The sequence below is a fragment of the Methylobacterium sp. SD274 genome, from assembly GCF_017355285.1.
In the GTDB taxonomy this organism is placed as follows: Bacteria; Pseudomonadota; Alphaproteobacteria; order Rhizobiales; family Beijerinckiaceae; genus Methylobacterium.
On sequence record NZ_JADIJP010000050.1, the window covers coordinates 1 to 16,486 of the forward strand.

The 16,486-nt window shown below is 58.0% G+C and carries 19 protein-coding genes; 15 read left to right on the forward strand and 4 right to left on the reverse strand.

Going from position 1 to position 16,486, the window contains the following annotated elements; genetic code table 11:
- The coding region (locus tag IPV08_RS23425; RefSeq protein ID WP_207414153.1) for a hypothetical protein at nt 1-226 on the reverse strand (226 nt) is incomplete at its 3' end.
- Nucleotides 227-613: 387 nt separating this feature from the next.
- Between IPV08_RS23425 and IPV08_RS23430 the strand changes: the two genes are divergently transcribed.
- On the forward strand, nt 614-1,006 hold the full coding sequence (locus IPV08_RS23430) for a hypothetical protein (protein ID WP_207414155.1): 393 nt from the start codon (nt 614-616) through the stop codon (nt 1,004-1,006).
- Between the two features lie 392 nt (nt 1,007-1,398).
- On the opposite strand, the gene IPV08_RS23435 is transcribed toward IPV08_RS23430, so the two are convergent.
- The gene (locus IPV08_RS23435; RefSeq protein ID WP_207414157.1) at nt 1,399-1,926 is read right to left on the reverse strand and encodes a hypothetical protein; all 528 of its coding nucleotides are present in this window, start codon (nt 1,924-1,926) and stop codon (nt 1,399-1,401) included.
- Nucleotides 1,927-2,167: 241 nt separating this feature from the next.
- Here IPV08_RS23435 and IPV08_RS23440 point away from each other — a divergent pair, with 241 nt between their 5' ends.
- The 3 genes from IPV08_RS23440 to IPV08_RS23450 all read left to right on the forward strand — a co-directional run bounded on the left by IPV08_RS23440 (nt 2,168) and on the right by IPV08_RS23450 (nt 5,703).
- Nucleotides 2,168-2,575 (forward strand): hypothetical protein, encoded by a 408-nt coding sequence (locus IPV08_RS23440; RefSeq protein ID WP_207414160.1) that lies wholly within the window; start codon nt 2,168-2,170, stop codon nt 2,573-2,575.
- Between the two features lie 1,225 nt (nt 2,576-3,800).
- Nucleotides 3,801-4,004 (forward strand): hypothetical protein, encoded by a 204-nt coding sequence (locus IPV08_RS23445; RefSeq protein WP_246748196.1) that lies wholly within the window; start codon nt 3,801-3,803, stop codon nt 4,002-4,004.
- Nucleotides 4,005-5,058: 1,054 nt separating this feature from the next.
- Nucleotides 5,059-5,703: a DUF6338 family protein gene (locus tag IPV08_RS23450; RefSeq protein WP_207414162.1), complete on the forward strand. Its 645-nt coding sequence runs from the start codon at nt 5,059-5,061 to the stop codon at nt 5,701-5,703.
- A gap of 221 nt (nt 5,704-5,924) precedes the next feature.
- On the opposite strand, the gene IPV08_RS23455 is transcribed toward IPV08_RS23450, so the two are convergent.
- Both IPV08_RS23455 and IPV08_RS23460 read right to left on the reverse strand, forming a co-directional pair.
- On the reverse strand, nt 5,925-6,242 hold the full coding sequence (locus IPV08_RS23455; RefSeq protein WP_207414164.1) for a hypothetical protein: 318 nt from the start codon (nt 6,240-6,242) through the stop codon (nt 5,925-5,927).
- Nucleotides 6,239-6,889: a ParA family protein gene (locus IPV08_RS23460; protein WP_207414166.1), complete on the reverse strand. Its 651-nt coding sequence runs from the start codon at nt 6,887-6,889 to the stop codon at nt 6,239-6,241. The genes IPV08_RS23455 and IPV08_RS23460 overlap by 4 nt, the downstream gene beginning before the upstream one ends.
- A 71-nt stretch (nt 6,890-6,960) precedes the next feature.
- Here IPV08_RS23460 and IPV08_RS23465 point away from each other — a divergent pair, with 71 nt between their 5' ends.
- The 11 genes from IPV08_RS23465 to IPV08_RS23515 all read left to right on the forward strand — a co-directional run bounded on the left by IPV08_RS23465 (nt 6,961) and on the right by IPV08_RS23515 (nt 16,008).
- Nucleotides 6,961-8,595, forward strand: a complete 1,635-nt coding sequence (locus IPV08_RS23465; protein WP_207414168.1) for a hypothetical protein — start codon at nt 6,961-6,963, stop codon at nt 8,593-8,595.
- Nucleotides 8,596-8,641: 46 nt separating this feature from the next.
- Nucleotides 8,642-9,580 (forward strand): hypothetical protein, encoded by a 939-nt coding sequence (locus IPV08_RS23470; RefSeq protein WP_207414171.1) that lies wholly within the window; start codon nt 8,642-8,644, stop codon nt 9,578-9,580.
- A 153-nt stretch (nt 9,581-9,733) separates the two neighbouring features.
- Complete coding sequence (locus IPV08_RS23475; RefSeq protein WP_246748198.1) at nt 9,734-10,996, forward strand: hypothetical protein; 1,263 nt, start codon at nt 9,734-9,736, stop codon at nt 10,994-10,996.
- Between the two features lie 8 nt (nt 10,997-11,004).
- Nucleotides 11,005-11,268: a hypothetical protein gene (locus tag IPV08_RS23480; protein ID WP_207414173.1), complete on the forward strand. Its 264-nt coding sequence runs from the start codon at nt 11,005-11,007 to the stop codon at nt 11,266-11,268.
- A gap of 11 nt (nt 11,269-11,279) precedes the next feature.
- On the forward strand, nt 11,280-12,188 hold the full coding sequence (locus IPV08_RS23485; RefSeq protein ID WP_207414174.1) for a major capsid protein: 909 nt from the start codon (nt 11,280-11,282) through the stop codon (nt 12,186-12,188).
- 50 nt (nt 12,189-12,238) lie between these two features.
- Complete coding sequence (locus tag IPV08_RS23490; RefSeq protein ID WP_207414175.1) at nt 12,239-12,553, forward strand: hypothetical protein; 315 nt, start codon at nt 12,239-12,241, stop codon at nt 12,551-12,553.
- Between the two features lie 3 nt (nt 12,554-12,556).
- Nucleotides 12,557-13,024: a DnaT-like ssDNA-binding protein gene (locus IPV08_RS23495; protein ID WP_207414177.1), complete on the forward strand. Its 468-nt coding sequence runs from the start codon at nt 12,557-12,559 to the stop codon at nt 13,022-13,024.
- Entirely contained in the window at nt 13,021-14,010 is a 990-nt protein-coding gene (locus IPV08_RS23500) for a phage minor head protein (protein ID WP_207414179.1), read from the forward strand. Before IPV08_RS23495 ends, IPV08_RS23500 begins: the two co-directional genes overlap by 4 nt.
- On the forward strand, nt 14,007-14,768 hold the full coding sequence (locus IPV08_RS23505) for a hypothetical protein (RefSeq protein ID WP_207414181.1): 762 nt from the start codon (nt 14,007-14,009) through the stop codon (nt 14,766-14,768). Before IPV08_RS23500 ends, IPV08_RS23505 begins: the two co-directional genes overlap by 4 nt.
- Before the next feature lie 112 nt (nt 14,769-14,880).
- Nucleotides 14,881-15,282 (forward strand): hypothetical protein, encoded by a 402-nt coding sequence (locus IPV08_RS23510; RefSeq protein WP_207414183.1) that lies wholly within the window; start codon nt 14,881-14,883, stop codon nt 15,280-15,282.
- 90 nt (nt 15,283-15,372) lie between these two features.
- A complete protein-coding gene (locus IPV08_RS23515; protein ID WP_207414186.1) occupies nt 15,373-16,008 on the forward strand; it encodes a recombinase family protein in 636 nt (211 codons plus the stop codon).
- The last annotated feature ends 478 nt before the right edge of the window (nt 16,009-16,486 follow it).

Genomic DNA, 16,486 nt, shown 5'->3' on the forward strand with positions numbered 1-16,486 from the left:
CGGAAATAGTTTGGGGTTGATTATTTTGTACTCCAAAATTTGACACTCCATACTGTCCGTTTTGACCTCTGCAGACAGAATAGTAAAATGTACCACCTCCGGGACAACTATTCGAATTTCCAAAGAAGGCTTTACCACCGCATTGTCCTGAGTCAGCTGCCACTGAACTCACGGACGACATGAGGAATGCAGAAACCGTCATGCCAAAAAACTGAACGATCTTCATAACATATCTCTCCTGACCGCGAACGAAGAGTAATCATTATTCAGAATGAAAAAATTATCAATGCTCATATTCCTAAGGGCGGATTCTACAATGTAGTTTTATGTACCCGATCGATCCGCGCTGGTCGTTGATTTCGGGAGGCTCTCGCAACGTCAGCCTTCAAGGCAGGCAAGCCATTCCGTTAAACGCCTACGAATGGCCGCACGGGGTTGAAAGCGGAGCCAGAGCATGGGTACCCTCCGTCTGATTTAGACCATTAGGTCACTATGCCATCCGATAGGCGGCACTTTTTTTGCCGATCCGACGTAAACGCTTCCCCCAAATCGCTATAGCCTGTCAGCTAGACCCCACGGTCTGGCACCCACTTTCAGAATGTGAGGTCAGGCTATGACGAAGGTATCCCACTCCCCCAAGCTGTCGCTGATCCAGCGTGCTCTTGCCGCCTACTACCGGGCCGGCGGCATCCAGCATCCCGATCCCCACATGTTCGGCCACTATGTGATCGAAGCCAAGGTGGCCGATGGAGTTACCACCTTTTATGCGTATGCCCGTCTCGCGGATGCGAGCGGCACTCTTGCCGTGTTTCGGATCAATCGCTGGGATGAGCTGAAGCGGCTTAAGCGTTGGCCTAAGTCCATCGACGATGGATCAGCCATGACTGTTGGTCAGTTCAACGAGTGGCACCGCAAGACAATGAAGGACATCGCGGAGACGCGCGAAGCTCGCACCGATGAGGCCGATCTTGAAGCCCTGATCGATGAACTGGATGAGGCTGCCTGATGGCCGATCGTCTCTCATCCACTCACCAGCTCGATCTTATGTCGCCGAACGATCGGTGCTGGACGCTTCAGCGCCTCGCAGAAGGGCTTCGTGAGGAGCAGGCTCAGATCGTCTCCGGTCACTGCTACCCCGGCCCTGGTCATACGCGGCGTTCGATCCTTGCCGCGAACCGTCACCGGCTGGCCCGTGTGTATGCACGTGCTGCTGAGTTCGGCATCGGGGTAGGTCAGCCCGAGCGAGCTACCGGCTGACTGAGGCTGATGCTTCCGCTACCATGGCCTTAGATCGCTGTCGGGCAAGCGCCAGTGGTCAGGCCCACTCGGATCGTGGCTTATAACGGCCGAGCGTCGGCCGCGCCTCTTGAGCCTCCTCAGGCGCGCGGCCGGCACATTTCACTTTGGAGTGTCATCCTTAGAAGGATCAGCTGCTTTGAAGGTGCAGATAGGGTAACTAATGCCTGCTTCGTCTTTCCAGACGATATGCCATTTCGCTGCATACATAGCTTCTTGACGGTTTACTTCTTCATATTTCCCAGTCAGTAGATTTACAGTCTTTTCGCTCCAACGTTCATGGATAAAATGTATATACACATTACTATTTAGTAGAAAAAGAGGTTTGTCTGCTACCTCAAGATTGTAATTTGCAGGAATTACCGCTCCAAGTTCTGGAGAATATCGTATTTCAGCGTTGTCATAAGCAAATATTACTCTCTGGCTGAAGACCGAATTTGCTAAAAGGCCGGGAGCGCCATCAAGTTGCGGATGACCCGGAAACAAAACAACAGCATCGAGCAATCCTGATTCATTGCTGGCCTCAACTGCAATGCATAGACACATCTTATCACGTATTTCCGCAGAAAATAAGTTTCCTGCTTTAAGGTTATTTAGTTTAGTGGCGCGACCTATATTTCTAACAAGCATATCATTACTCCATGCATGTCAGATTTATGCTGTGACATGCTTATAATTGATATGGATACTGAGGTTATAAAGCGATGTAAAGCAAAATCGGCGTGTAATCAAATTTTTTTTAAAGTTCCTTATATGTTCTAGTATGTTACAATGGCAATTGCTTTTGAGAGGATGAGCTATGAACACCGCAAGTCACACCACGATCAGTCTGCCGCCGGCCCGTGCCCTTCAGCTTCGCGCGATCGCAACTATGCGCGAATGCACGGTCACTGAGGCCGTCGAGCATCTGATCCACGAAGAGATCAAGGCAGGGCGTCTGCCTGACGCACTGCCGGGCTTTGAGGTTCACGCCGGGCACGGGAACGTCTGCCTCGTGATCGGCACTGCCGGCCTGCCCCCGCTTGAGCCCACTCACGCCCGTGTGGTCGCTGAGCTGTTCTTGCACGCGGCGAACGGCATGAAGGACGGACGGGGCAACGTCGTGAAGCTCAATGAAGGCGATGCATACCGTCTGACTGTCGCTCGGAAGGGGCGGGGCATCCTCGGCAGGTTGGTCTGTGATGAGATGGAGATCGATGAGCGGTTCAGCATGACCACTGGCATGGCTCGCGATTTCGCCCGTCAGATCACCAAGGCGGCAGATCGGCTGAAGCTCTAAACGCAGAAGACCACCCATCGTCAAATGGGTGGTCTTCCGAGAGATGGAGAAATGACAATGCCACAAGTCATCACTGAGGGTTAGTATAAGATCATGCGGCTGAAGCTGCAAGAGTTGGTGCAAGAGAAAATCGCTGATATTCGGCGATTAGGTCATCATCCCACCATCAACGACTATATGAATGCTGTGATTGAGGGTCGCGCGCGCTTGCGGGACGCATTCTCACATCCCGCTGCCAGCAACGATGACAGCGATGTAATCGAGCTTGAGTTGCCCGCGCATGTGCTGAGGCGCGCACCGTCGAAAGTGGGCCAAACGGAAAATTTCCGGCCCCGCATCTCTGCCTCACGTGACCGTAGAAGCCGTGATCGCACAGCGCCTTACTTCCGGCAGGAGGTAGCTGCACGTCGAGGGGACTTCAGTAGTAACCCCCTCCCGCCCTCATCCTCTCTCCCCCTGCCTGACAACGACGACCACCCAAGCGCCTGCAACGACAACCCGCGCCCGAAGTCCAAGGCGACGAAGCGCAGAGAGGCGCAGGACGCCCGCGACACTCGCTTACCTCCGGACTGGAAGAGGACCGGCGACACGGGGAAGCTGACGGCCTGCAATCGCGCTGTGGCGCTTGGGGATCATGGGACGCCACGAGCCTGGACGCTCAACCTCAGCCCGGATGTGGTCGCGCGTGGCCTAGCTTCGTCACACAGCGGCTTTGCGCCCTGGATGCAGAAGAGGGTTCACCGGGAGATCGTTGCCGCTGTAGGGCGTCCTCTGCCATTTGTGTTCGGGGTAGACGTGACACGCACCGGCCGTCCGCATCTCCACGGCATGATCGCGGCGAACGACGACGACCTAAAGGCCCTTGGTCGAGCGCTTCGGAAGGCTGGTGGAGTGTGGAAGGCCGGTCATGCAGAGAAGCAGGCCCATCTCAGCCTTGTCTGGGACAGCGACGGATGGAGCAGGTACGGTGAGCGCAACCTTGCTGCCGCCCGTCAGGTGGTCGGACAGAGTGTCATTGCAGGCACAGGGAGCCTGAAAGCGGCAGCGCGGGAGCTGCATGAACGCCTCCGGACCCGGCTTCGCGGAGACAAGATCAGTCACAACTGACTGATCTTAAACGGAAAAATTGATTTGTCCGGCTTGCCTTCCTATCGTGTGAGTGAGAGGAGGGACAAGCAGCCTATGATGCTAATATCTAGCTGCTATCTTTCTGATCGAGGCAGCTATGTACATGCAGTTTCTAGACATGGATGAACACGCGACTTTGTGGCCGGCGCTCGATGTGAAGGCTCGCTTCGTGAAAGGTCCGGAGGACATGACGGTCGGAATGCACCCAAGCCTGGGCCTGTGCCTCGTGCGGCACTACGGCTTCGAGTCCCGCGTCGAGTGGTCGACCTGCGAGCCGATCCCTGATGCGCTCCTGCGCTGAGAAACTGCCTCAGGCTGCCATAAGACTTTCGCTTGACGCGAAGGTAGCGTGTCTGAGGTTGACCGACTCGCTCGGCTCGGCACAAGGTTAAAAATTCGGCGCACCCGCGCCAGGAGATCAACGCAACGAGCCGCTGACGTCCAAAACGAGATCGGCCCCCCAAGCTGGAAACTTGGAAGGCCGATAAATCGATGTGTTTTTGAGGCACGTTGCAGTCCTCAAATTCGCATAAGCGGCCCTGAGCCGTCAAGGGAAAACGCGAGTTTTCCCGACGATATCGCTTTGTCTGAAGCGGCCCCGTGAAGGGGCGAAACGTGTTTGCACAACAGATACGGCAGGCCGTCGAGGCCACGCCGCGCGAGAGGCTGCCCGAGATCAATCGGCTGCTCTGGTCCGCCTTCGCTGCCGGCAGCGTCACAGAAGCAGAGGCCGAAGCGCTTTCAGCTATGATCGACGCGCGGGGTAAGGCCAGCCAGGTCGAGCCTGGTCATGCTCCACGCGCAAGAGTTGGCTCTCGGCCTCGATCAGACGCGAGCATGGAGCGTCGGCGACGCTGGGCCGCTGCCGGCCGGCTCCCGCCTCAACTCGCAGCTCAGTTCACCCTTGCTGAGACCGCCGTCCTCGCTGTCGTCACCGTGGAGACTGTGAAGCGCGGCGACTGCCGGCTCCACCTCGACGCCATCGCCGCCATCGCAGGGGTGTCCCGGTCCACTGTGCGGGCCACCCTGCGCCGTGCCCGCGCTCTGGGCTTCCTCACCGTCACAGAGCGCCGTGCAAGCGCTTGGAGGAGCTTGAGCAACATCGTGCGCATCATCAGCCGCGAATGGATCGGATGGATGCGCCTTGCTCGCACCGGCACGTCTCGAAGGGGAGGGGTTAAATCCTCACCTCCCACGAATACCAGACCTCAAGACGAGAGCCGTCAGCGGGGTCCAGAACGGATTTCAGGGGCTATCGGAAAGGCGGATGGCAGGCGCGTTCGTGAGATTGAGCGGTGCTGAGATTCGCGCTACCACGCTGCATAAACGTGTATCGACTTTGATGTGAGTGTTACGTGAAAATAGACGCCTTCATATTCCAGATAATACTATTATTCCTCCCAGGAGTAGTATGGGCTAGACTTGATGTTGCTTGGGCTAGGAAATCCAAGCCGTCGGACATTGAGTTTTTTGTGCTCTCATTCCTGTACGGAATCGCAAGTTACGCTATAACCTACGGGATATACACGCTTTTTGGAGCAAATTTTGAACTAATCAATATAGATAAGCCGGCCTTGTTCACAGGTGCCGTAGTAAAAGAGGTTCTTATTGCTACTGTTGTAAGTTTTATATGCGGTCTGCTCTGGCTTTATGCAAGCAACTACAAAATAACTGCAAGATTTTTACAGTATATAAATGCAACAAAAAGATTTGGCGATGAAGATGTATGGGATTTTACATTCAACAGTCGATCAAAGTCTGTGGTGTATGTGCATTGGCGTGATTTTGATCAAAAACTTGTTTACGCGGGATATGTCAATACGTTCTCGGAAAGCGGTGAAGTGCGGGAAATCGTCATGCGCGATGTGACCGTGTATGACTTTGAGGGGAACAAGCAGTATGATGTGCCGATGCTCTATCTGGCGAAAAAGTCAGACAGCATCCACATTGAGTTCCCGATCCAGAATGTGGAGACAAGTGGCAATGACGACCGATCGTGATCGCGCGCTCAATGGCGAATTTGGATACAGCTTGCCCCGCAGTCAGCCGCTGACGGAAGGCTATGTCCGGAAAGGCGGCTTGAACTCACCCTCCGCCCAAGCCCAACCACGTCCTGCGCCGCCGGCCCCTCTTCGTCCCGCTTCGGGTCCGAATGCGCCTGCATCCCCTAGTTCTGATACTTCACGGCAGAATCGTACTTGATCGGCTTTAGCGAACGGGCTCATCCTCTGCCCGTTCGCTCACGCTCATAGGCATCTACTGCTAGCTCGATCAGCTCCGCGAGAGTGAACCGTGGTTGGCCCTCTGCCTTCTCACGCTGCACGATCTCCAACATCTTCTGATGCGTCTCAGCCTTGATGCGGGTGGCAAACTGATGCGTTCGTCCGGTCGCCTGCAAGGTGCGACCGTCGAGCTTCTTGAGGGGTGGTGCCGAAGGCTCTTTGGAGACCTCCTGAGGCTCTGGTCCTACCTCTGCCTCCGCAGCGGCAAACTTCGCCACTTGCATCGTAATGCCTTCGGCGCGGGTTCGCTTGTTCATTCCTTGTCTCCCAAGCGTGTCAGCACGGCATCGGCCAATGCCGCGAATTCCTGCCCTGAAGGCGTATCCGCGCCCACGGACTCGCCTGTCGCGAGGCTGTCTGCCACCACGGCCCGATACGAGATCGCAGGCGCTACGGGCTCTGTGAGCCCTGCTAGTGTCCCCATGGCATCCCTGCCAGCACCTGTACGGCGATCAATCCGGCTCGGCACCAACATGATATCAGGGCGCTGCCGGCCTGCCGCTTTGCGATGCCGCCTGATGATGCCGACTGTCTCAGCGGCGCCGCGTACGTCCAGCACTGTCGCGCCTGCCGGCACCAACGCCAGCTCGATCGTTGCGACCGTTGCCCCGAAGGCTCCTCCGAGAGCGCCAGGAGCATCCACGATCACGTAATCAGCGTCAGCGCCACGAACGGCCTTCGCCCATGCTGCGACGCTCTTGGCGTCTACTTCTTCGAGGAGAAGCGCCTGGACCGTAAAGGGGAACCGTCCCTCCTCTGCCAGGGCAGAGGAATGCCCTGCCGGATCGGCATCGATCACCACGACCTTAGAGCCCCGTCGCGCCAGTTCAGCCGCAAGGTTCAATGCCGTCGTGGTCTTCCCGACGCCTCCTTTGGTGGAGGTCATGCCGATGATCCGGGCCATCCCACGCTTTCAGTGATTCGTTTGTCTAAGTCTCTGCTATAATGCGGCTAGATTTAACAAGCGATTGAGAAATGGCTGTCACTCCAAAAATCGACCTCAAGCTCTGGCAGGAAGGCTCCAAGGGCTTCTTCCGGTGGCTGGACGATGTGAAGCCCATGGTGCCGTCGTCTAAGGGCGGGTTTGAGCGCTACGTGCCGGGGCCGCTGGAGCGCGCCGAGCTGGTGAAGGCGCTGGACGGGGACTACCGGACGGTCGTGTTCTGCTGGCCCCGTCGCCACGGCAAGACGCTCGCCGCCGCGCTTATCATCACATGGCGGATGATGTCCCGCCGTACTCAGAACGTCGCGATGATCGCGAACAGCGAGCGGCAGTCCGTAGACGTGGCCTTCAAGCTGGTACGCGATATCCTCCGGGAGACGCCTTTTATGGCCGCCCTGGTGAAGGCCGACACCATCACGATCGCCGCTGACAAGATCGAGTATCCTGCCCTTGGCAACGTGATCCAGGGCTTCCCGTCCAACCCGGCTGCGCTGTTCGGCAAAAAGCTCACCATCGCGCAAGTGAGCGAGCTTCACGCCGCTGCGTCCGACGCCGCCTATCAGGCGCTCGCATCCGCGACGATCGACACGGACGACGGCCTGGTGTTGGTAGACAGCACCGTGGGATCACGCAGCTCGCCGCTCTACGGCCTCTACAGTGTTGCGCAGGAGGGGGCAGACCCGGCGCTATTCTACTCGCACATCCAGTACGCGGATCTGGCGGACGCCATCGCCCGCGCGCCCCATTGGATCACCGAAAAGGCTCTCCGCAGCCGCGCGGCTCAGATGCTCCCCGGTGAGTTCGCGCAACAGCACCTCAACCGCTGGGGCGACGGCACCAGCGCCCTATTCTCTCCGGCCGTGATCGAGGCATGCACCGATAAGGATTATCGCCTGGACGTCGCCGCCATCACGGCCGGCGCGGCGCACGTCGTCGGCGCTGGACTCGATCGCGCCTATGGCTTCAGCCTTCATGGCGACGCCACGGTGGCGACATGCGTGCTCAAGATGCTGATTGGCGAGGATCCGCACTATTTCGTGCTGGCGTCCGACAAGATCGCCTTCAGTACCGCCGCCGGCATCCGCAAGGCGCTCACGCGCTACCGCACGGCCCATGGGATGAGCCGAGCTGCGATCGAGAGCTACAACGCGCAGGACATTGCCGCATGGTGCGGAGATCAGGCGTTCGATCACGAGCTGATTTCTGTCACATCGGAGCGTAAGGCGAATGCTTTCACAGCACTTCACGCCGCTGCCGCAGAGGGACGCCTTCACATCGCTCCGCAGTACGGTGCCCTACTGTCGGAGATGGAGACGTTGGAATATGCCTTGGAGGCGGGCAACCGGCCGACGTTCAAGGCTGCCGGCAAGCACCACGACGATCACGTCTACAGCCTCCTGTGGGCCGTCTACGCCTTAAGGGACGTGGAGTTGAACCCCTACGAACTTCCCGGCGTCCACTGCTACGGCCCTGGCCCTGCCGTCCCGCTCTGTATCCTCAACAGTGGCGAGTTGGTGCCGCCCTGTGCAGATACATGTCGGTCTATGATCGCTGCCCGTGCGCTTTATCGCAGCTACCTGGGGCGCGGCTCGCTGACGCCTGTAGGGTTTGAAGAATTCGTGGCCGGCAAGGTGGTGAACGTTGGCGCGCATACGATGCCGCGTTAAACTAAATTATTGCTTGGGTCGCAGCCAATCCGAAAGTGCTGGTCATATGCCAAGTTATTACTTCCCAATTCTATGGATAAATCCTGATTTTCATGAAGAAATATCAGGAAGGGATGGTATTTTTGTTCATAAAAGGAAATGGGTTGTTGATATAATCGATCTTTATTCATTGTCTGCGGGAAAACACCCCCTAAAAGTACGTGTCGAATTGATGAATGTATTCTTGGAGCAAGTAAACCTTGAAGTAGAAATTCAATCTGATGACTATATTAAAGCTAAAGAGTCATTAGATGTATTCCGCGCAATGATATATTTGCGTGGAGTAAAGCCGACAATATCACCATTTGCAAGCAATATATCTTTGAATAAATATGCGGGAATAAATAACCGATCTGCCGGATTAAAGCATAAACTCTTAGAAGGTATGAGAGAAGGTATAACTCATGATACATTTAAAGTAGAGACATGGCCAAATGAACTAGCTTTTACTTATATAAATAGAGATAATAATTATGATGATCTTAGATTGAATGGTGTAATGATAGATCATTCAATAGAAAATATTAAAATTTGGGAAGAAATCGAACGGAAGCAATCAAATGTGCGCGCTGCTCGAAGAGCGTTCGTTAAGGCACCACTTATGCCGGATATGCAAAGCTCAATACTTCTAATTTGGCAAGGAATAGAAAGTCTCTTTCCAAATGTGCAAGCCGAAATTTCATTTAGGATATCACTTTTAATATCAGAGCTTATTTCAAGTATATCTGTCAAAGGAGAAACTTATAAAAAATGCAGAGCAAGTTACAATGATAGAAGCAAAATCGCGCATGGTTCTTTGAAGGTATCTCAAATAGAGCAGTGGGCAAGTGCATGGAGCATTCTAAACGATTGCCTTCAAGCAATTTTATTACGTAGAAAAATGCCGAGTGAAGAAGAGATAATACAAGAGCTACTACATCATGATCTTGATGTTGATGATGTATAAATTCATAACCATCGACATTTTTATTCCGCAACTGCCTGTCTAGGCGACTCCATGGTAGGAGTTTCCTTTCGTGTCAAGCATGCTATAATCAGCAAGTTAGCAGCTAGATAGCGATTACAAGTGCTTAGACGGTTTTCAAGCAACGACCCGGTGATGAACCTTATCCATGCGTCGTCCGTGCGTAAGCAGCGGGCTGATAAGTGGATGCGCTTCTATGCCGATCAGCAGTCCGACGACACGTTGGCGCTGATCGCTCAGAAGTGGTCACGCCCTGAGACCTTCCGAGTGTTTCAGGTCAACGTCGTCAAAAAGATCGTCAACAAGCGCGCCAACCTCTACCGGCTTCAGCCGCGCCGCACCTTTCATGGCCTCGATCAGGAAGCCGGTGACGCCCTCTATCGGGCCATCAATGCCGACGTGATCCTGAAGCGTGCCTCACGCCTCACCAAGCTGCTCAAGACGTGCGCCCTCCGCGTCGGCTGGAACGGCACTCGCGTTACCCTTGCCGTTGTCACTCCGAACATCCTCGACGTGATGGCACCCGATCCGGAGAACCCTGAGCGGATCATCGTCACTCACCGCGCCGCGCGCGAGGCTGACACCACCTATTCCGACTGGACGCGCACCAGCTACTTCCTTCGCGACTACCGGGGCGTGCCCCTCTACGTCGAGGGCAACCCCGGCAGCGTGAACCCGTATGGCGTGGTGCCATTCGTTCCCCTGTTCGATCGCTATCCCGATGACGCCTTTTGGCTCCCTGGCGGGGATGACCTGATCGAGGCGCAGGAGGCCATCAACGTCGCGTTGTCGAACCTCTGGCGTGCCGTTGAGATGCAGGCCCACGGACAGCCGTGGGCGTCAGGCGTCAGCTCCCCAGACGCCATGCGCATCGGTCCCGAGCGCGTCATCAGCCTTCCGGAGGGCGGGAGCTTCGGCTTCGCCACTCCGAATGCCCCGATCGAGGACATCCTTCAGGCCATCGAATTCCTGATGAGGCAGACGGCCGGCGCTAACGATGTGTCGGCCGACGTGTTCGATCTCGATCGCAGCTCTGAGAGCGGCGCGGCCAAGCATGTCGAGCAGATCGATCTCAAGGAAGCCCGCCTGGACGATATCGCCCTGTGGCGGACCTATGAGGCTCGCCTTTGGGAGGTGCTGAAGGTCGTAGTGAACACGCACGCACCCGGCACGATCCCGGCCGACGCGACGCTGAGCGTGGACTTCGCCGAGCTTCAGGACCCGATCAGTGAGACCGAACGCCTGACTAACGCCCGTGCCCGCCTCGACATGGGTGTGTGGTCACCGGCCGACGTGCTGCGCTCTGAAAATCCTGACGGCTTCCCGACCCGCGAGGACGCGATGCGCGAGCTGCGTACCCGGAAGGCCGAAACCGCCGAACTTCTTCAGCCCCTTTAGGACCAATCATGACCCCGCCTGCCGACCCTGCGCTTGTAACCGCACCCGAGCCGGTCCCGGCTCCCATGCCGCCGGCCGCTCCCGATCCCGTTGCCGAGCTGATCGCCACCGTCACCGCCATGCGTGCGGAGATCGAGGCGCTGAAGACCACGCCGCCTGCCCCTGTCGTGGTCCCGACCACCGACCAGGGCAAGCCGACCGTCACCCCGATCACCATCGACTTCTCATCCCTCCCGCCCGTCGCCCGCATGGCGGCCGGCTACCGCAAGTAAGGAACACCATCATGCTGACGATCACCGAATGGGCTAAGCTCAATCCGACGCCTTTGGCGTCTGGCGTCGTTCAGATTTTCGCCGAGAACAACCCCGTCCTGGCCTTGCTGCCGTTCATGAACATCGCCGGCAACAGCTATACTTACAACCGCGAGGCCGCGCTTCCCGGCATCGCATTCCGTGGCTTTAACGAGGGCTACGTCGAGTCCACCGGCATCGTGAACCCGCTCACCGAGAAGCTGACGATCATCGGTGGCGACAGCGACTATGACGTGGCGCAGATCGCCATGGGGACCGGTAACAACGACACCCGCGCCGTCCACGACAGCATGAAGGCCAAGGCCCTCACGCTCGAATGGCTCAAGACCTTCTTCCACGGCGACACCAACGACAACGCCAAGGCGTTCGACGGCCTCAACGTGCGAGTGACGGGCGATCAGGTCATCTCGGCTGGCACCAACGGCAGCACCCTGAGCTTTGCCATGCTGGACGAGCTGACGGACGCTGTGTCAGGTCCTACGTCGGCGATCTTCCTGAACAAGCGGCTCATCCGCGACTACCGCGCCCTGCTCCGCACGGCCGGTGGCAACACGGCCGAGACGATCATGGTCGAAAACTTCGGACGGCCGGCGATCACGCACAACGGCGTCCCGTTGCTCCCGATCGAGGAAGGCGCGGACGGCAACGACATCCTGCCCTTCACTGAGACGCAGGGCACAGCGGTCAACACTAGCTCGCTCTACGCCGTCCGGTTCGGTCCCGACGCTCTTCAGGGCATCCAGACCGCCCCGATCAGCGTCCGCGACCTGGGCGAGATCGAAGCCAAGCCGGCCTATCGGACCCGTACCGAATGGTACAGCGGCCTTGCCATCAAGCACCCGCGCGCCGTCGCTCGCCTGAAGGGCGTGAAGGCAGCCTAACCCTCTCCTGATCCGGGGCGTGCCACTGGCACGTCCCAAAGGCTTCCGCGATGCTCAGCGACCTCGCCGACCTCTTCAGCGCCACCGTGCATCATGCCCCGGCGGCAGGCTTCAACCGACAGGGTGAACCGATCTCCGGACCAGCGACGCCCTATCGCGCTCGCGTCCTCTATCGCGCCCGTCTGGTACGTGGACCGAACGGCGAGAGCGTCGTTTCCCGCGGTGAAGTCTGGATCGCAGGCACACCCATGATCGGGCTTCAGGATGCCCTGACGCTTCCGGACGGAACGACGCCTCCGATCCTCACTGCCGAGCTGCTGACGGACGAAGCCGGCCCCTCTCATGCCCACGTATTTTTCGGCTGATCCATGCCCCTCATCATCGGCACGAACGCCTACGTCGCTCTAGACGAGGCGGATGCCTACTTCTCCGAACGCCTTAATTCTAGCGGCTGGGAAGCAGCTAGCTCACAGAAGCGTGTGAACGTGCTCCTCGCTGCTACTGCTGCCCTGGATCGGCTGGGCTTCAATGGCATGATCGCCAGCCGAGAGCAGCGCCTTGCATGGCCTCGCATACGGGTCCGTGATCGCGAGGGGCGCATCCCATCCCCTGATGCTGTTCCGGATGCGGTGAAGGCAGCGACCTGCGAATTTGCGCTCCATCTCCTGACGAAGCCAAGTGCGACAGAGCCCGCGCCTGCTGTCTCACAGAAGCGTGTCGGCGACCTTCAGATCAGCTATCGCGCCGCGTCGCCCGACCCGGTGCCCTTCGCTGTGCGGCAGCACCTTGCACCCTTCCTGTCGGACTCTGCTCACTCGCTTGAGGTGGTGCTATGAGCGGCCCTATCGCCATGCTCGCGGACGAGATCGAGCTTGAGATCAAAGCCGCCTTCCTCGACGCGATCGAGGACATCCGCGCCAACGTGGATGTGCCGTCCCTCATTGGAGCTATCGAACGCGGGGATGAGGAGGTTCTAGGGGCCTACGTCGCCGACCGCCTTCGCCCGGTGCAGGACATTTTTGCGCGTGCCTTTGCTCAGTCGGGCATCCTCGCAGCCGAGCGCCTTGGGCTGACCTTCGATCCCATGGCGTCTACGGCCGTCGCCGCTCGATCCTCTGCCGTCGCCGGCTTCATGCGCTCCATCGTGAGCGACACGGCGAAGGCCATGGCACAGGCCGCGTTCCGGACCACGATGCTGTCCGCTGCCATCGCCGGCACCGTGCTGATCGGCGGCGTACCTGCGCAGGCCGGCGACAAGGCGATCCTCGTGCGCGAGATCATCGGTCTCAGTCCTACACAGGGTGCGAACCTGACGGCGTTCCGGGCCGCGCTAGAGAACACCATGGCACGTCAGCCACAGCCGTCGAGCCGTATCGGCTACCGTCGCGAGCTGCCGGTTGTCGCAGAGCTTCCGGCCCACGTCCTGCGCTACCTCAACGCCTCACAGCGGAGCGTGATCGAAGCAGCAAGCGGCACCCTCGATCAGAACCAGGTGGACGCCCTTGTGGCCCATCAGCGTCGGACCCTGCTGAAGGTGCGTGCGGGCTCGATTGCTACCTCCGGTGCCGTCACAGCCACGAACGCGGGCGAACACGCATCGTGGCGTCAGGCCGTGGAGAACCGTGATCTTGGCCCCGAATGGCGTCGCTACTGGCATGACGTGGGAGACGAAAAGGTCCGCCACGCCCACCGCGAGGTGTCCGCCCTCAACCCGAACGGCGTCGGGATCGATGAGCCCTTTGCCACCCCTCTCGGCCCGTGCCTGCATCCACCCTTGGAGATCAACTGCCGCTGCCGCGTCGAGCTGAGGGAAGCCGCATGACCGACGATCAGGACCGCATCGTCGCGCGCTTCATCCTGGCTGCTATGGTCGGCGACGTTCCCGGCTTCCGTCTCAGCTTGCAGGCGATCACATGGCCCGATGCGTGGCGCGAGGTGATGATCCGCCTTCAGAGCATCGATCACGTCAATCCGGACGTGAGAGCAGCCTTCAAGGCCCATTGGCGGGACTTCGATCCGAACCCCGAGACGGCGATGAAGAGGCACAAGCCGAGCATCTGGCCGCTGACGCGCGATCTCGACCATCATCCGGAGCTGCTGAGGGACGGCCTGCGCCTTCTCCTGCCCTCAACAGAACCGCGCCCCTCGCCCCTGGTCCTCTTTCGCGGTCAGTCCGCTCACGATCATCAGCGCGGCACCTACGGTCCCTGGTGGACACCCGATCCGACCTACGCGGAGGTGTTTGCGCGGGAACGCCATCGATCAGTCTCCGGACCCGGTGCCGTGGTCGCTGTGATCGATCCCTCCGACGCCATCGTCTGCAAGGTGGATCACTTCCAGTACCTCTTGGACACGACGAAGCTGAGCGACGTGTTCACGCTTGGAACGCTGCCCACCTACACGGCTGCTGAGCAGGCGGCTGTACCTTTAGGAATGGCACTGCTGAGCGGCATCCCTAACGGTTACGACAAAGAGGGGCTGAGCGAATGGCTGGCCCTCGACAGACCACTGAGCGGCCTTCAGCGCTACTGGGATGAGAGCGCACGCGCACAGGGCATCTACAACAAGTGGGCGAGCTGACGGGCGGATAGTGAGTAGGCGCTTCTATAGCCGGCGCTCCCGCCCACTGATGTAACAATGTTACAACAACCTCAACCGGATCAAAAACTTAGACCAGAAACGATGTGGGATTATGGCAACTAAAAATCGCGTAACGAAAAAGGATATTGCTGAGATCGTCGGTGCATCCGACCTAGTGATTGATGGTGAGCGTGTAGATCAGCGTAGCATCACTGCACGCCGCTGGCGATCGTCTCTTGCTGATCTTGCGATGCAGATGGGGGATCATGTCAGCCCCTCCGAAGGCATGATGCTGCGCCGCGCCGCGACCCTCGCCTACCTCTGTGAGCGTGACGAAGCCTCGCTTTTGAAGGGCGAGGAGATCGATCAGGAGAACTACCGGCGTAACGCTGCTGCCCTTGGTGCCACTCTCATCAAGCTCGGCATGGCGTCGAAGAGCCGTGATGTGACGAAGCGCGACGCTCGGCTGATCGATGCTCACGCCGCTGCCGTCCTCGCGACATACGAAAGCTAATTGATAGCTGTCGTCTAGCAGCAAGATAGCACTTTACATTCTTCAACGTCCGATGCAGATTGTGTTTGTCACCCCGGCAGGCACAGCGACATGAGATTTGTCTCCTACTTCCGCGTCAGCACTCAGAAGCAAGGTGCATCTGGCCTTGGCCTCGACGCACAGCGCGCGGCAGTCGCGGCGCATGTGCGAGGTGCTGAGATCGTCGGCGAGTTCACCGAAATCGAGAGCGGCAAGCGCAACGATCGGCCTCAGCTCGCTGCTGCGCTGGCCTGCGCTAAGAAGCACAAGGCCGTGCTGGTGATCGCCAAGCTCGATCGCCTCGCGCGCAACGTCAGCTTCATCGCGAGCATGATGGATGGTGGCGTGGAGTTCGTCGCATGCGACTTCCCTCAGGCCAATCGCCTCACATTACACATCCTCGCCGCTGTCGCAGAGCATGAGGCTAGCATGATCTCCGCTCGTACGAAGGCTGCGCTGGCAGAGGCGAAGAAGCGCGGCAAGCGCATTGGGGGAGGCGAACACCACGGCGTAGCGCGCGCTGCGTACTCTGAGCAGGCAGAAGCGCGGAAGGCGAACGTGCGTCCTGCCATAGCGGAGATACGCGACGCTGGAATCAGCACCCTCGATGGGATCGCCAAGGCGCTGACGGCACGCGGGATCAAGACAGCGAGGGGTGGGGCGTGGAGCGCGACGCAAGTCTCACGAGTGATGGCCTCAGCAGGGTGATGCATGGAAGCAACATGCTTGATAGCAGCTAAGTAGCGACATTCTTGCAACTGTACTATTTAGGCAACACCCACCCCCTCGTGGGGATCAGAGCCGCGCCGGCCGGGGCACCCTCCGCAAAATTTCACACCGCTCTTCCTAGTGTTCGAGATCTGCCTCCTGGTACCCATTCGTAAGGGCCGGAAAGGGTGGATTGCTCCCCTCAAGCGAAGCGCTCAGAGTAGCGGCTGACCGATCCAGCTTGGACTTCGACCGCAAACTTTTGCACGGACTAAACTTTGGCCGCAATAGTTTCTACATTTAATGTCTAATTGCTGATTTCAAGATGATATAATCAAAGCTTAGTCCGCGCCGAATTATTCAGTTAAATATATTCATATTAATAATTACTCGCATTGTGTGATTATTACGTATTGTCCACCTTTGCAGTCTGCTGCAGGAGGATTGCATGTCCAAGTAGCTTTGCTATATCTTGGCA

Excerpts from the sequence above, each read along its gene's own strand:
- IPV08_RS23430 (WP_207414155.1), top strand. The coding sequence starts at position 614 with ATGACGAAGGTATCCCACTCCCCCAAGCTGTCGCTGATCCAGCGTGCT.
- IPV08_RS23435 (WP_207414157.1), bottom strand. The coding sequence starts at position 1,926 with ATGCTTGTTAGAAATATAGGTCGCGCCACTAAACTAAATAACCTTAAA.
- IPV08_RS23440 (WP_207414160.1), top strand. The coding sequence starts at position 2,168 with ATGCGCGAATGCACGGTCACTGAGGCCGTCGAGCATCTGATCCACGAA.
- IPV08_RS23445 (WP_246748196.1), top strand. The coding sequence starts at position 3,801 with ATGTACATGCAGTTTCTAGACATGGATGAACACGCGACTTTGTGGCCG.
- IPV08_RS23455 (WP_207414164.1), bottom strand. The coding sequence starts at position 6,242 with ATGAACAAGCGAACCCGCGCCGAAGGCATTACGATGCAAGTGGCGAAG.
- IPV08_RS23460 (WP_207414166.1), bottom strand. The coding sequence starts at position 6,889 with ATGGCCCGGATCATCGGCATGACCTCCACCAAAGGAGGCGTCGGGAAG.
- IPV08_RS23465 (WP_207414168.1), top strand. The coding sequence starts at position 6,961 with ATGGCTGTCACTCCAAAAATCGACCTCAAGCTCTGGCAGGAAGGCTCC.
- IPV08_RS23470 (WP_207414171.1), top strand. The coding sequence starts at position 8,642 with ATGCCAAGTTATTACTTCCCAATTCTATGGATAAATCCTGATTTTCAT.
- IPV08_RS23475 (WP_246748198.1), top strand. The coding sequence starts at position 9,734 with ATGAACCTTATCCATGCGTCGTCCGTGCGTAAGCAGCGGGCTGATAAG.
- IPV08_RS23480 (WP_207414173.1), top strand. The coding sequence starts at position 11,005 with ATGACCCCGCCTGCCGACCCTGCGCTTGTAACCGCACCCGAGCCGGTC.
- IPV08_RS23485 (WP_207414174.1), top strand. The coding sequence starts at position 11,280 with ATGCTGACGATCACCGAATGGGCTAAGCTCAATCCGACGCCTTTGGCG.
- IPV08_RS23490 (WP_207414175.1), top strand. The coding sequence starts at position 12,239 with ATGCTCAGCGACCTCGCCGACCTCTTCAGCGCCACCGTGCATCATGCC.
- IPV08_RS23495 (WP_207414177.1), top strand. The coding sequence starts at position 12,557 with ATGCCCCTCATCATCGGCACGAACGCCTACGTCGCTCTAGACGAGGCG.
- IPV08_RS23500 (WP_207414179.1), top strand. The coding sequence starts at position 13,021 with ATGAGCGGCCCTATCGCCATGCTCGCGGACGAGATCGAGCTTGAGATC.
- IPV08_RS23505 (WP_207414181.1), top strand. The coding sequence starts at position 14,007 with ATGACCGACGATCAGGACCGCATCGTCGCGCGCTTCATCCTGGCTGCT.
- IPV08_RS23510 (WP_207414183.1), top strand. The coding sequence starts at position 14,881 with ATGGCAACTAAAAATCGCGTAACGAAAAAGGATATTGCTGAGATCGTC.
- IPV08_RS23515 (WP_207414186.1), top strand. The coding sequence starts at position 15,373 with ATGAGATTTGTCTCCTACTTCCGCGTCAGCACTCAGAAGCAAGGTGCA.